The organism is Halorubrum lipolyticum DSM 21995, from assembly GCF_000337375.1.
Lineage (GTDB): Archaea > Halobacteriota > Halobacteria > Halobacteriales > Haloferacaceae > Halorubrum > Halorubrum lipolyticum.
In genome coordinates this window covers 136239-149073 of sequence record NZ_AOJG01000028.1, presented here as the reverse complement: position 1 = coordinate 149073, position 12835 = coordinate 136239, and the positions used below count along the sequence as shown (strand labels likewise).

General features: G+C 68.4%; 10 protein-coding genes. 5 read left to right on the top strand and 5 right to left on the bottom strand.

The window, feature by feature from the left end; all coding sequences use genetic code 11:
* Nucleotides 1–27: 27 nt before the first annotated feature.
* Entirely contained in the window at nt 28–1095 is a 1068-nt protein-coding gene (locus C469_RS10045; RefSeq protein ID WP_008006254.1) for a glycoside hydrolase family 88/105 protein, read from the bottom strand.
* A gap of 202 nt (nt 1096–1297) precedes the next feature.
* On the opposite strand from C469_RS10045, the gene C469_RS10040 reads away from it, so the two are divergent.
* A complete protein-coding gene (locus C469_RS10040) occupies nt 1298–2071 on the top strand; it encodes an IclR family transcriptional regulator (protein WP_008006252.1) in 774 nt (257 codons plus the stop codon).
* Nucleotides 2072–2092: 21 nt separating this feature from the next.
* Here the strand turns inward: C469_RS10040 and xacF are convergent, their stop codons facing one another.
* Nucleotides 2093–3544, bottom strand: a complete 1452-nt coding sequence (gene xacF / locus C469_RS10035) for a 2,5-dioxovalerate dehydrogenase (RefSeq protein ID WP_008006250.1) — start codon at nt 3542–3544, stop codon at nt 2093–2095.
* A 129-nt stretch (nt 3545–3673) separates the two neighbouring features.
* Between xacF and C469_RS10030 the strand changes: the two genes are divergently transcribed.
* Nucleotides 3674–5680 carry a beta-galactosidase gene (locus C469_RS10030; RefSeq protein ID WP_049911265.1) on the top strand — a complete coding sequence of 669 codons (2007 nt, stop codon included), beginning with the start codon at nt 3674–3676 and terminating at the stop codon, nt 5678–5680.
* A 195-nt stretch (nt 5681–5875) separates the two neighbouring features.
* Nucleotides 5876–6658, top strand: a complete 783-nt coding sequence (locus tag C469_RS10025; protein WP_008006246.1) for an SDR family NAD(P)-dependent oxidoreductase — start codon at nt 5876–5878, stop codon at nt 6656–6658.
* A gap of 36 nt (nt 6659–6694) precedes the next feature.
* Here the strand turns inward: C469_RS10025 and C469_RS10020 are convergent, their stop codons facing one another.
* The 3 genes from C469_RS10020 to C469_RS10010 all read right to left on the bottom strand — a co-directional run bounded on the left by C469_RS10020 (nt 6695) and on the right by C469_RS10010 (nt 10739).
* Complete coding sequence (locus C469_RS10020; RefSeq protein WP_008006244.1) at nt 6695–7906, bottom strand: oligogalacturonate lyase family protein; 1212 nt, start codon at nt 7904–7906, stop codon at nt 6695–6697.
* Between the two features lie 92 nt (nt 7907–7998).
* Nucleotides 7999–9135, bottom strand: a complete 1137-nt coding sequence (locus C469_RS10015) for a mandelate racemase/muconate lactonizing enzyme family protein (RefSeq protein ID WP_008006242.1) — start codon at nt 9133–9135, stop codon at nt 7999–8001.
* 110 nt (nt 9136–9245) lie between these two features.
* Nucleotides 9246–10739, bottom strand: a complete 1494-nt coding sequence (locus C469_RS10010) for an alpha-N-arabinofuranosidase (protein WP_008006239.1) — start codon at nt 10737–10739, stop codon at nt 9246–9248.
* Between the two features lie 183 nt (nt 10740–10922).
* On the opposite strand from C469_RS10010, the gene C469_RS10005 reads away from it, so the two are divergent.
* On the top strand, nt 10923–12035 hold the full coding sequence (locus C469_RS10005) for a Gfo/Idh/MocA family protein (protein WP_049911262.1): 1113 nt from the start codon (nt 10923–10925) through the stop codon (nt 12033–12035).
* Nucleotides 12036–12788 carry a hydroxypyruvate isomerase family protein gene (locus C469_RS10000; protein WP_008006235.1) on the top strand — a complete coding sequence of 251 codons (753 nt, stop codon included), beginning with the start codon at nt 12036–12038 and terminating at the stop codon, nt 12786–12788.
* The last annotated feature ends 47 nt before the right edge of the window (nt 12789–12835 follow it).

Below are 12835 nucleotides of genomic sequence, written 5' to 3'. Positions count from 1 at the left end.
TGATAACTGTGGTGCCGGTCCGAAGCCTCAGTCGAGCGCGGCCGCGGCCATCAGGAACCAGCCCCCTCCGTAGGGCGTGTTCGTCAGGGGCGCCTCGGGACCGCCCGGCGGCCCGGCGACGCGGTTGACCGCGCCGTCCTCGCCGACGACGCGGGAGACGGCCGCGAGCCCGTCTTCCGCGGGTTGCCGGTAGGTCGCCTCGTCGAGTATGCCGAGATCGATACCGCGGGCGAAGGCGTAGGCGAACATGAGCGTCCCCGACGACTCCAGCGGCGTGTCCGGGTCGTCGACGAGGTTGGGCCAGAAGCCGCTGCCGTCCTGTAACGGGAGCAGCGCCTCGCAGTGCGAGCGGAACAGGTCGACGAGCTCGTCGCGCTTCGGGTGGTCCTCGGGGAGCCGTTCGAGCACGTCGGCCGACGCGGCCGCGACCCAGCCGTTCCCGCGCGCCCAGAACGCGCCCTGCGGGTAGTGGTTGGGCTGTTCGACCCAGATGTGTCGGAACAGGCCCGTGTGGCCGTCGCGGAGGTGCTTCGCGTGGACCAGGATCTGATCGACCGCCTCGTCGAAGGCGTCGGCGTCGCCCGAGGCCTCGGCGTAGCGGGCGAAGAACGGACACATCATGTAGACGGAGTCGATCCACAGCGACTTGATGCCCGCGAGCTCGGGGTCGTGGTGAGGAATACCGCCGTCCTCGGTTCGCTCGAAGGAGAGAAGCGACTCGTAGGCGCGTTCGGCCGCGTCGAGGTAGCGCGGCTCGCCGGTGCGGTCGTAGAAGTCGAGGACGCCGTGACCGATGGCGGTGCTGTTGTTCGTGTTCATACACTTCTTGACGGTCAGCTCCCAGCTCGCGTCGTACTCGCGGCCGTGGCTGAAGACCTCGATCGGATAGCTGGGACCGTAGCTCAACTGACCGGCGTCGTCTTGGGTCGCCACCGCGGTGTCGACGAGGTGTTTCGCGCGCTCGATCGACTCGTCTCCCCCCTCGGCGAGGAGGCCGTTGATGGCGACGCCGGTGATCCACGACTGCCCGTCGATGTCCAGCGACCGGAGACGGGACGCGGCGCGCTGGACTGGTGTCGGCTGGTCTGCTGGCATGAGTAGAGTACGAATCTAAAAACGCGTGGGGATGAAAAATGTATCCCATCCCGGCGCGCCGTCGCGGGACGGCGGCCGGTCGCGCCGGTCGTCGGTTCGGGCCGGTCGTCGGTTCGGGCTCCTCGGAGGCGCTCGCTCGTTCCGACAGAAACGTTCCCCAGGAGGGAACAACTATTTATGACTCTGGTTCGACTGATACGCTATGAGCCCGCAACCGAACGAACGCCCCGGTCGGACCATCCGCTCGGTCCAGATCGCCTTCAACATCGTCGACCTGCTCCAGGAGGAGGCAGGCATCGGCGTGACGAGGATCGCCGACGAACTCGGTCACTCGAAGAGCACCGTCCACAGCCACCTGCGAACGCTCGAGGAGCGACGTATCATCGTGCGCGAGGGCGACGGCTACCGGCTCGGCCTGTGCTTTCTCGACGTCGCCTCGCACGTCCGCGACCAGATAGGCAATTTCGACATCGTCCAGAAGGAAGTCGACTCGCTGGCCGAGGAGACCGGGGAGATCGTCCAGTTCGGCGTCGAGGAGTACGGGAAGGTCTCGTACCTGCACAAGACGCAGGGCGAGAACGCGGTCGAGACGCTCTCGCGCGTGGGAACACAGCAGCCGATGTACTCCACGTCGCTCGGCAAGACGATCCTCGCGTATCTGCCCCCCGAACGCATCGAGGAGATCGCGGCCGCAATGGAGTACGAACCCAAGACGGAGAACACCATCACCGGCCCCGAAGAGCTGTTCGAGGAGCTCGAAACGATCCGCGAGCAGGGGTACGGTATCGACGACGAAGAGAACATCAACGGCCTGCGATGCGTCTCCGCGCCCGTGAAAAACGACGAGACCGTCCTCGGCGCGATCAGCATCACCGGTCCGTCCAGCCGGTTCACGAAGGACCGCCTCCACGGCGAGCTCGCGGACCGCGTCCAGTCCGCCGCGAACGTCATCGAGCTCAACACGAAGTTCTCCTGAGCGGGCGGAGCGGCGCGCCGCTCAGTAGTTCTCGTAGATCGTCTTCACCGAGGAGAAGAAGTCGAGGCCGGCGTCGCCCTGCTCGCGGTACGTGTTGGTCGACGAGTCCTTGTAGCCGCCGAAGGGGACGTGCAGCTCGAGGCCGGTCGTCTTCTCGTTGATCTTCGCGACGCCCGCTTCGACCTCGTTGACGAAGCGCTTGCCCTCGCTGAGGTCCTGCGTGACGATGCTGGCCGACAGGCCGTAGTCCACGTCGTTCGCGAGGTCGAGCGCCTCCTCGAAGGAGCCGGCCTCGACGACCGCGAGCACGGGACCGAAGATCTCCTCTTGGGCGATCCGGGAGTCGTTGTCGACGCCCGAGAAGACGGTCGGCTCGACGAAGTGGCCGTCGTCGTAGTCGCCGCCGGAGAGTCTGCTCCCGCCGGTCTCGAGCGTCGCGCCCGCTTCGGAGCCGATGTCGACGTACTCGAGCGTCGAGGACAGCTCGTCCTCGGAGACGTGCGGCCCCACGTCGGGATCGTCGAGTCCGTCTCCGACGACGAGCGACTCGGCGTAGTCGGAGATCGCCGCGACGAACTCGTCGTACACGTCCTCGTGGACGATGGCGCGCGAGGTGGCCGTACACGACTGGCCGGTCGTGCCGAACGCGCCGACGCCGACGGTCTCGGCGGCCTCCTCGATGTCCGCGCTGGGCATCACGACGGTCGGGTTCTTACCGCCCATCTCGCACTGGACGCGCTTGAGGTCGACCGCGGCGGTCTCGGCGACCATCGTCCCCACGGCGGTGCTGCCGGTGAAGGAGACCCCGTCGACGCGCTCGCTCTCGATGAGCGGGGTGCCGACGTCGCCGCCGGAGCCGGTGACGACGTTCGCCGCGCCGTCCGGCAGTCCCGCGTCGTCGAGGCACTCGAGGACGACGGTGACGACGCCCGGGGCCTCGGACGCCGGCTTCAGGACGGCGGTGTTGCCGGCGGCGAGCGCCGGGGCGAGCTTCCAGACCGGGATGGCGATGGGGTAGTTCCACGGCGTGACGAGCGCGACCGTCCCGAGGGGTTCGTGCTTCGTGTAGAGGTCCTTCCCGGGGGCGCTCGCGGACTTGACGCTGCCGCCGACGTCCCGCGCCTTCGCGCCGTAGTAGTGGAAGATGTCGATGGCGCGCTGCACCTCGCCGCCAGCCTCGGAGCGCGTCTTGCCCTCCTCCCGGACGAGGACCTCGGTCGCCTCCTCCTTCCGCGCTTCGAGGTTGTTTCCGGCCTCGCGGAGCACCGCGCCGCGGGACGGGCCGGGCGTCGACGCCCACTCGTCCTGTGCGGCGACGGCCGCGTCGAGCGCCGCCTCGACGTCCGCCTCGGTGGACGCCTGATAGACGCCGACGACCTCGTCGGCCGCCGCCGGGTTCGTCACTTCGAAGGTCTCTCCCGACTGAGAGTCCGTCCATTCGCCGTCGATGAAGTTACCGTGGGTTCTCGACATTCGACTCGACGTTGTGGGCCCATCAGTAAGTAAGCTTCTCATGCCGAACGGCGATCGCCGCCGAGTCGCTGCCGGGAGATCGACCGCGGTGATCGGTTGAACTAAATCGGGACGGTCGCACGTACTCGTATGGCAATCGGCGTCTGCTACTTCCCGGAGCACTGGCCGCGTACCCGTTGGGAGCGCGATATCGAACGCATGGCGGAGGTCGGGGTCGAGTACGTCAGGATGGGCGAGTTCGCGTGGGCGCAGCTCGAGCCCGAACGCGGCGCGTTCCGGTTCGACTGGCTCGAGACCGTGCTCGACCTGATCGACGACCACGGGCTGAACGCCGTCCTCTGTACGCCGACGGCGACGCCGCCCCGGTGGCTCGTCGACGATCACCCGAGCATCTTACAGGAGGAGGCGGACGGAACGACGCGGGAGTTCGGCAGCCGACGCCACTACTGTTTCAACTCGGAGGCGTACCGGCTCGAGACGAGGCGGATCGTCGACGCGCTCGCCGACCGGTTCGCGGACCACCCCTCGGTCGCCGGGTGGCAGGTGGACAACGAGTTCGGGTGCCACGGGACGCTCCGCTGCTACTGCGACGACTGCGCCGACGCCTTCAGCGACTGGCTCGCCGAGCGGTACGAGGACCCGGACGAGCTCAACGAGGCGTGGGGAACGGACTTCTGGAGCCAGCGCTACGACTCGTTCGACGCGGTGTTGCCGCCGCGCCACACCGCCGCCGACCACCACCCCGGACAGCTCCTCGACTACTACCGCTTCTCGAGCGACAGCGCGGTCTCGTACAACGAGCTACAGGCCGACCGCCTCCGCGCCGCCAACGACGAGTGGTTCGTCACGCACAACTTCATGGGCCACTACGAGGCGCTCGACGCCTACGACGTGAGCGAGTCGCTGGAGTTCGCCTCGTGGGACTCGTATCCGACGGGATTCGCCCAGGAACTCGACGACCCGTCCTCTGACGAGCTCGTCGCCGGAAATCCCGACCAGATCGGGTTCAACCACGACCTGTACCGCTCGGCCGGCGACGGTCCCTTCTGGGTGATGGAACAGCAGCCCGGCGACATCAACTGGCCGCCGTACTCCCCCCAGCCCGCCGAGGGAAGCGTGCGTCTCTGGGCGCACCACGCCGTCGGTCACGGCGCGGACAACGTCGTGTACTTCCGCTGGCGGCGGTGTCTCGAGGGACAGGAGCAGTATCACTCCGGCCTGCTCGAACGCGACGACTCGCCGGGACGCGGCCACGACGAGGCGGGGGCCGCCGCGTCGGAGCTCTCGACGCTCCCGACCGACGGGGCCGTCGACGCCGACGTGGCGCTGCTTCACGACTACGAGAACCTGTGGGCGACCGGTATCCAGCCGAACTCGCCCGACTTCGACTACTTCGACCACCAGCGGACGTACTACGAAGCGCTCCGGAGCCACGGCGTCGACGTCGACGTGGTCCACCCGAGCACGGATCTGTCCGAGTATTCCGCCGTCGTCGCGCCGACCCTCTACCTCGTCGACGACGAGCTGGCCGAGCGGCTCGAGGCGTACGTCGCGGCGGGGGGACAGCTGTGCGTCTCGATCCGGTCCGGCGTCAAAGACCGGGCCAACAAGCTGCTCGAATCGCGCCCGCCCGGACCGTTCGCCGAGCTCGTCGGCGCGACGGTCGAGGAACACGAGAGCCGACACCCGTCACAGGCGCAGTCCGTCACGTACGAGGGCGAGACGCACGCGTATCACACGTGGAACGAGCGCCTAGACGCGTCCGAAGCGACGGTAATCGGCGAGTACGACGCGGGCGAGCCGGCGGGGTACCCGGCGATCGTCAGGAACGAGGTCGGCGCGGGCGCGGTGACGTACTGCGGCGTCTGGCCGAGCGACGACCTCGCGCGCCGGCTCGTCGCGGACCTGCTGGACCGCGCCGAGACGCCGCGCCTGGACGAGCCGCTGCCGTCGACCGTTCGCGTCTCGAGTCGCGGCGACGCCGCGTGGGTGGTGAACTTCGGAAGCGAGCCGGTGTCGGTGACTGCCCCCGGAGCGGCGGACCGACTTCTCGGAGACGAGACCGTCGGCGCGTTCGACTGCGCCGTCGTCGACGCCCCCGGGACGGCGCTGTCGATCGACACCGGGAGTCGGTGACTCGGTTCGGGCGATCGGTTATTTATAAGTGAGAGAGCGGTGTCGGCGTCCGTTTATAAACGGAAGAGCGGCGGTGCTGGTACCCACTTATGACCGAGTCGCCGAGGCGGCCGCCTTGTCAGTGCGAATCGTCGCGAGACGTCGCGGGCGGGCGCCGTCGATACTCATAAACGAACCGTCCACGTGCGGTGCGGTATGGGTTCGAGCAGCTACGACTTCGCCAACGAGACGGTGATCGTCACGGGCGGCAGTTCCGGGATCGGCCGCGCCGTCGCGCGGCGCTTCGGCGACGCCGGCGCGACGGTTCTCGTCGCCGACATCCGCGAGTCGCCGAAAGGCGACGCCGATCGACCGCCGACGCACGAACGCATCGAGCGCGACGGCGGGAGCGCGGCGTTCGTCGAGACCGACGTCTCCGACCCCGCCGCGCTCGACGCCGTCGTCGAGGCGGCCCGCGAGTTCGGCGGCGTCGACGTCATGGTGAACAACGCCGGCGTCTTCCGGGGCGGCCCGTTTCTCGACATCGACGCCGAGACGTTCGATACGGTGTACGAGACGAACGCCCGCGGCGTCTTCGCGGGGTCGCAGGCGGCCGCCGCGGACATGGTCGACCGCGGCGTCGCCGGCTCCGTCATCAACACGGCGTCGATCAGCTCGGAATACGCGCAGGTCAACCACGCGGCGTACGACCCCTCGAAGGCGGCGATCATGATGCTCACTCGCGTCGCCGCCCTCGAGTGCACGCGGCACGACATCCGGGTGAACGCGGTCGCCCCGGGCCCGATCGAGACCCAGATCAACGCGGAGACCGAGTCGCAGAGCGGCGTCGACGACTCGGGCCTGAAGAAACCGAACCCGATGGGACGACGGGCGTCGCCGGAAGAGATCGCCGGCGCGTACCTCTTTCTCGCGAGCGACGACGCCTCGTTTATTACGGGACACATGCTGTACGCCGACGGCGGACACGCGATCTACTGACGGCCGCGGGGCGACATCGTCGCGGCCCCGTTCCGTCTACCGGTCCCACTCAGACGGCTCGTATTCGGGGAGCGACTCGAACGCCGGCACGTCGACCAGATACAGGTTGCTCGATCCGTCGTACCGGTCGGAGTCGAACAGGACCTGCGAGCCGTCCGGACTGAACCGAGAGTGGGGGTGCGGACTGCCCTCGTTCCAGTCGACCGTCGCGAGGCAACGCGGTCCCTCGTACTCCTCGGACGCGTCGTTCCAGCGGTAGGCGATGTTGTACGGTACGTTAGTGAAGGAGCCGTCACAGACCAACAGCTCGGGCGAGTTCGCGTGCGTGTGGGTCAGCGCGTACACCGAGTCGGGGAGGTCGGCCTCGCGGTAGTCGGTGTCGTCGTACCGGGCGCTGCCGGCGAACGGCTCCGGGGTCTCCGCTTTGGCCCGTCCCTGCGGATCGCGCATCGAGCCGTGGTAGCCGATCCGCTCGCCGTCGGCCATCCAGTACTCGTGACCGATACCGGCCGCCTCGGGCACCTCGCGCACCTTCCACGTGTCACCCGACGAGGCGTCGAACACCCAGATGCGGTGCTCGACGGCGTCCCACGGGCCCTCCTGACAGAACATGAACCGCTCGGGCGCGGTCGGAGAGGCGTTGATGTGGCTGTTGATCCAGCGGTCCTCCTCGTAGAGCCGTTCGGGGTCCCCCCCGTCGGTCGGAACGGAGAGCAGCTGTACGTGCGGCCGCGCGGCCATCATCTCGTCCATCATGGGTTCCTCCCCGGGGAGCTCCACGTCCGCCTCGACGATGGACGCGTAGACGACGCTCCCGTCGGCGTTGACGTCCATCGAACCGGGGTCGTACCCCTCGGGAACCTCGTAGATCACGCCCGTCGCGCGGAGGCGATCGAGGTCGAAGCGGACCAGCTTCTCGTCGACCCAGAAGTACGCGACCGACGACTCGTGGTCGATCGTGGTCTGGCCCTGGAAGTCGTCCATGTCGGTAACTTGCGTGATGAGCCCCGACTGGAGGTCGATCGAGAACAGCTGTCGGCTTCCCGTTCGGTCGCTGCGGAAGAGCAGCCGTCGGCCGTCGTCGTACCAGCCGTCCTCGGTAAAGTAGAGGTGGTAATCGTCCGCGTTCGGATAGCTCGTCAGGCGGGTCACCCGAGCGCCCGTGTGCGGGTCGTCGTACGTCTCGCGCTCGGCGGGCCAGTTGCTCCCCGCTCTCGGTCCCTGCGTGATCGCATCGTGTGCTGTCATTAGTGACTGTCAAAACCCGACGCAGTGAAGGTAATTAACCCTTATGTCTCGCAGAGAAGGGGTCGCGATCGAACCGCCGGGGGGCGGGCCGGTCACTCGTCGAGCCGGTACCGATCGAGCGCGTCCTCGTCGATCGAGACGCCGAGCCCGGGGCCCTGGGGAACGTCGACCTCGCCTCCCGTCGGGTCGATCGGCGTCTCGAGGAGGTCCTCTCGGAGCGGGTTCTCGCTGCGATCGAACTCGACCAGCATCGGCTCCGGCACGTTGCGGCTGTGGGGGTAGTCGGGGACGCTCGCGGCGAACTGGACCGCCGCCGCCACGCCGACGGCGCTGTTCCAGACGTGGGGCCTGACGGCGACGTTTTCCGTCGTCGCCATGCCGGCGATGAGCCGCGCCTCCGAGAGCCCGCCGCAGCGACCGAGGTTCGGCTGGACGATGTCGACCGCGCGCTCGTCGACGAGGTCCTTGAACGCGAACCGCCCGTAGTGAGCCTCGCCGGCCGCGACGGGGACGTCGATCGCGTCCGTCACGTCCCGGTAGCCGCTCGCGTTCTCCGGCGGGACGGGCTCTTCGATCCAGTCGACGCCGTACTCGGCGATCGCACGCGCCGTCTCGATCGCCTGGTGGGGGCGATAGTTCCCGTTCATGTCGACCATGAGACGGCCGCCGTCTCCGAGGATCTCGCGCGCGGTGCGAACGCGCTCGACGTCGCCGTCGGTACCCGCGCCGATCTTGATCTTCACCGCGTCGAATCCCGCGTCGACCGCGTCCCGTATCGGCGCCGCCGGCGGCCTCTCGGCCTCCGTGTAGTACATCGTCGACGCGTACGCGTCGAGCGACTCGCAGTCGGTGCCGCCGAGGAGCCGATAGATCGGCCGGTCGACGGCCTTCCCGACGATGTCCCAGCACGCGATGTCGATGCCGCTGACCGCGCTCTGGAGGAAGACGTCGCCCCCGAAGTGGTACTGGCTCGTGTAGGAGTCGGTCGCGAGCGACTCGACCGCGAAGGGGTCCATCCCGACCACGTCGTCGACGAGCAGCTCCTCGACGGTCGCCGCCACGATCCGACCGGGCGCGAACGCCTCGCCCCAGCCGACGAGACCGGTGTCGGTCTCGAGACGCAGGAGCGTCGTCTGTCTCGCGTGACCGAAGTTGCGCGCGTCGCCGAGTCCGTGCCCGTCGGGAAGCGAGTGTTCGAGCGGAATCGCCTCGACGCTGGAGATCTGCATACCTAGGGCGTGGCTGCCCGTCCAATATAGCTTCGGGTAGACTCGCCCGCAGCAGGCGATCCGCCGGCAGCAGGCGATCCGCCGGCGGCTCACCGCGGAAGCGTCCCGGTCTACGAGAGGTCCACCGTCGCGACCGTCGCGGGCGGCAGCTCCATGCTGACCGTGCTCCCGTCGACCTCGACGTCGAGCGACTCGGACGCGAACTCCCCCGCGTTGTCGGCCGTGACCGTCGCCTTCGGGTCGTGGTCGGCGAACAGGACGCGCGCCTCGGCCGATTCGATCGGCTTCCCCTCGACAGCCACCTCGACCGCGCGCGAGTCGCGGCAGTCGAGGTTCGTCACCGAGACGAACGCGCCCTCGCCGTCGGTCGACGCCGAGCCGCGGACCAGCGGCAGGTCGTCGCCGTCGGAGCGTTCGCGGGTCGGCGTGTCGATCGTCGTCCGGATCGCCTCGTTGTCTTTGTGCGGCGCGTAGGCGTCGTACACGCGATACGTCGGCCGCGCCCACGCGTCGTCGCCGTCGGTCTCGACCAGGCACTGCAACACGTTGACCGTCTGGGCGATGTTCGTCATCGTGACGACGTCGCTGTGGCGGTTGAAGATGTCGAGGACGGCCGCGGCGGAGAGCGCGTCGAGGACCGTCCCCGGCTGTTCGAGGCCGTTGCCCGCGACGGCCTCGGGGTGCCAGGCGCCCCACTCGTCGACGATGACCCCGATATCGCGGGTCGTCGCGACGGCGTCGATCGCCCCCGCGATCGTCTCGAGGTGCTCGCTCATCACGAGCGCGTCGGCGAGGAACGCGTCGAAGTCGTCCTCGTCGGCCTCGGAGACGCTCATCGTTCGACCGTAGTAGTGGTGAAACGTGAGGTGGTCGAGCGGGAACTCCGGCCCCCACGGCGAGTTCCCGACCTCCTCGAGGAACCGACGGTTCCACTCGTGCCGCTCGTAGCCGCAGGCGATGAGCTCGAGGTCGTGATCGAGCATCTGGTTCGACTGCGTGCCGACGTAGGTCGCGAACCGGCGGTACTCCCGGGCGTACTGCTCCGGACTCATCCGGCCGCCACAGCCCCAGTTCTCGTTCCCGAGCCCCCAGTACCGAACGCCGTACGGGTCCTCGCGGCCGTTCTCGCGGCGCCGATCCGCGAGCGCCGTGTCGCCCCCGTAGTTACAGTACTCGACCCAGTCGGCCGCCTCCCGCGGGTCTCCCGACCCCACGTTCGCCGCCAGGTACGGCTCCGTCCCGATCGCTTCACAGAACCGGAGGAACTCGTCGGTGCCGAACGCGTTCGATTCCTCGGGGCGCTCTTCGGGCCCCTGCGCCCAGAAGAGGTTCCGGCGACGCGGCCGTTCCTCGCGGGGACCGACGCCGTCCTCCCAGTGGTAGTCGTCGGCGAAACAGCCGCCCGGCCACCGGAGGACCGGGACCTCGAGGTCCGCGAGCAGTTCGAAGACCCCCTCACGGCGGCCGGTCTCGTTGTCGCCGTCGCTCCGCCAGATCCCGTCGTAGATACACCGACCGAGGTGCTCGGCGAAGTGACCGTGAATCTCCGGGTCGACGTGTCCGACGACCGCGTCCGTATGCACCGTGAGCTTCGCGTCAGTCATGTCCGTCTCGCCGGTTTGCGGCGGGTGTTCAAAAAGATATGTCCCACGCCAGCGCCGGAGCAGAGAGCGGGTTTCCAGACGGCGGGGGCGGTGGAGATGACGGCACGCGTCTCTGGTTCGTGCGGTTGTTCTGAGCGGACGGCATCGGGTACTTATTAGACAGTTCGCTACGGATGAGGTGACATGTCCTACCAAGTGGCAGTGATCGGTACTGGTGCGGAACCGGACGACCCCGGGCGAGACGGGTACGCGATGGCGTATCACCACGCCGAGGGCTACGAGAAACACGACGCGTGCGACCTCGTCGCCTGCGCCGACATCGTCCCCGAGAACGCGGCGGCGTTCGCCGCCCAGTACGACATCGCCGAGGACCGCGTCTTCGAGGAGTACGAGGCGATGCTCGAGGCGGTCCGGCCCGACATCGTCTCGCTCTGCGTGCCGCCGGCGGTTCACGCGTCGATCGCGATCGACTGCTGCCGGGCCGGCGTCGACGCGATCCACTGCGAGAAGCCGATGGCGCAGACGTACGGCGGCGCGCGTCTGATGGCGCAAGAGGCCGCCCGACACGGCGTTCAGCTCACGTTCAACCATCAGCGTCGGTTCAGCGACGCCGTCCGCACCGCGAAGCGACTCCTCGACGACGGCGAGATCGGCGAGCTGGAGCGCGTCGAGTTCTCGGCGCCGGTCGGCATCTTCGATTACGGGAGCCACTCGCTGGATCTGTGTAACTACTTCAACGACGAGACGCCGGCCGACTGGGTCCTCGCACAGGTCGACTACCGCGAGGAGAACCTCGTCTTCGGCTCGCACAACGAGAACCAGGCCGTTCTCATGTGGGAGTACGAGAACGGCGTCCACGGCCTCGGCACGAGCGACGCCGCCGGCGACGGCGGACCGGCCGGCGCCGTTCGGTGTCACAACCGCCTGATCGGCAGCGACGGCACGATCGAACTCGGCCCGTCCGGAGACGACGACGAAGAGCTCCCCGCCCTGCGTATCCGTCGCCCCGGCGACGACGGGTGGACGACCGTCGAGACCGAGGACGGCCTCCACGACTGGGCGTTCATCGACCGCGCGATCGCCGAGAACGTCCGCTGTCTCGAGGAGGACGAGACGCCGGAGCTGGGCGCGCACAACGCCCTGAACGCGACCGAACTCATCTTCGGGGCGTGGGAGTCCGCTCGGAAACGCGGTCGGGTCGACTTCCCGCTCGCGGTCGACGACAACCCGCTCGACGCGATGGTCGAGGACGGTGCGCTGAACCCGGAACCGGCGGACGACGCGGGGGACGAGTAGATGCCAGACATCTCCATCTGCCTGGAGATGGTGTACGACGACGACCCGTTCGTCGACCGCGTGTCGCGGGCCGCCGAAGCGGGCGCCGACGCCGTCGAGTTCTGGGACTGGCGCGCGAGGGACCTCCAGGCGATCGCCGACACCGCCGCCGATGTCGACATTCCGGTCGCGGGCTTCGTCGCCGGCGGCACGCTGACCGATCCCGAGGGAACCGAGGAGGCGGCGAAGACGATCCGCGAGTCGATCGCAGTCGCGGCCGACCACGGCGTGCCCGTCCTGATCGTGACGACCGGCCCGGACCAGGACGGGCTGGACCGACCCACGCAGCGCGAGGCCGTCATCGAGACGCTCTCCGCCGTCGCGCCCGACGCCGAAGACGCGGGGGTGACCCTCGTCGTCGAACCGCTGAACACCGCCGTCGATCACCCCGACTACTTCCTCGAGACGTCGGCGGAGGGGTTCGACATCGTCGACGCCGTCGGATCGTCACGCGTCAAGCTGCTGTACGACATCTACCACCAGCAGGTCACCGAAGGGAACCTCATTCAGACGATCACCGACAACGTCGACCGGATCGGCCACTTCCACGTCGCCGACGTGCCCGGGCGCCACGAGCCGGGAACGGGAGAGCTCAACTACGAAGCCATCCTCGAGGCGATCGACGACACCGAGTACGACGGGTACGTCGGGTGCGAGTTCTCGCCGACGGGCGACGCCGACGAGGCGGTCGAAACAGTCCTCGACTGGCGGTAGACCGGCCGCACCAGGCGACCGTTTCCGCGCTATCGACGCGCTCCGAC

Coding starts and splice junctions, on each gene's coding strand:
- C469_RS10020 (WP_008006244.1), bottom strand. CDS start 7,906: ATGACAGCACACGATGCGATCACGCAGGGACCGAGAGCGGGGAGCAAC.
- C469_RS10025 (WP_008006246.1), top strand. CDS start 5,876: ATGGGTTCGAGCAGCTACGACTTCGCCAACGAGACGGTGATCGTCACG.
- C469_RS10040 (WP_008006252.1), top strand. CDS start 1,298: ATGAGCCCGCAACCGAACGAACGCCCCGGTCGGACCATCCGCTCGGTC.
- C469_RS10030 (WP_049911265.1), top strand. CDS start 3,674: ATGGCAATCGGCGTCTGCTACTTCCCGGAGCACTGGCCGCGTACCCGT.
- xacF (WP_008006250.1), bottom strand. CDS start 3,544: ATGTCGAGAACCCACGGTAACTTCATCGACGGCGAATGGACGGACTCT.
- C469_RS10000 (WP_008006235.1), top strand. CDS start 12,036: ATGCCAGACATCTCCATCTGCCTGGAGATGGTGTACGACGACGACCCG.
- C469_RS10005 (WP_049911262.1), top strand. CDS start 10,923: ATGTCCTACCAAGTGGCAGTGATCGGTACTGGTGCGGAACCGGACGAC.
- C469_RS10045 (WP_008006254.1), bottom strand. CDS start 1,095: ATGCCAGCAGACCAGCCGACACCAGTCCAGCGCGCCGCGTCCCGTCTC.
- C469_RS10010 (WP_008006239.1), bottom strand. CDS start 10,739: ATGACTGACGCGAAGCTCACGGTGCATACGGACGCGGTCGTCGGACAC.
- C469_RS10015 (WP_008006242.1), bottom strand. CDS start 9,135: ATGCAGATCTCCAGCGTCGAGGCGATTCCGCTCGAACACTCGCTTCCC.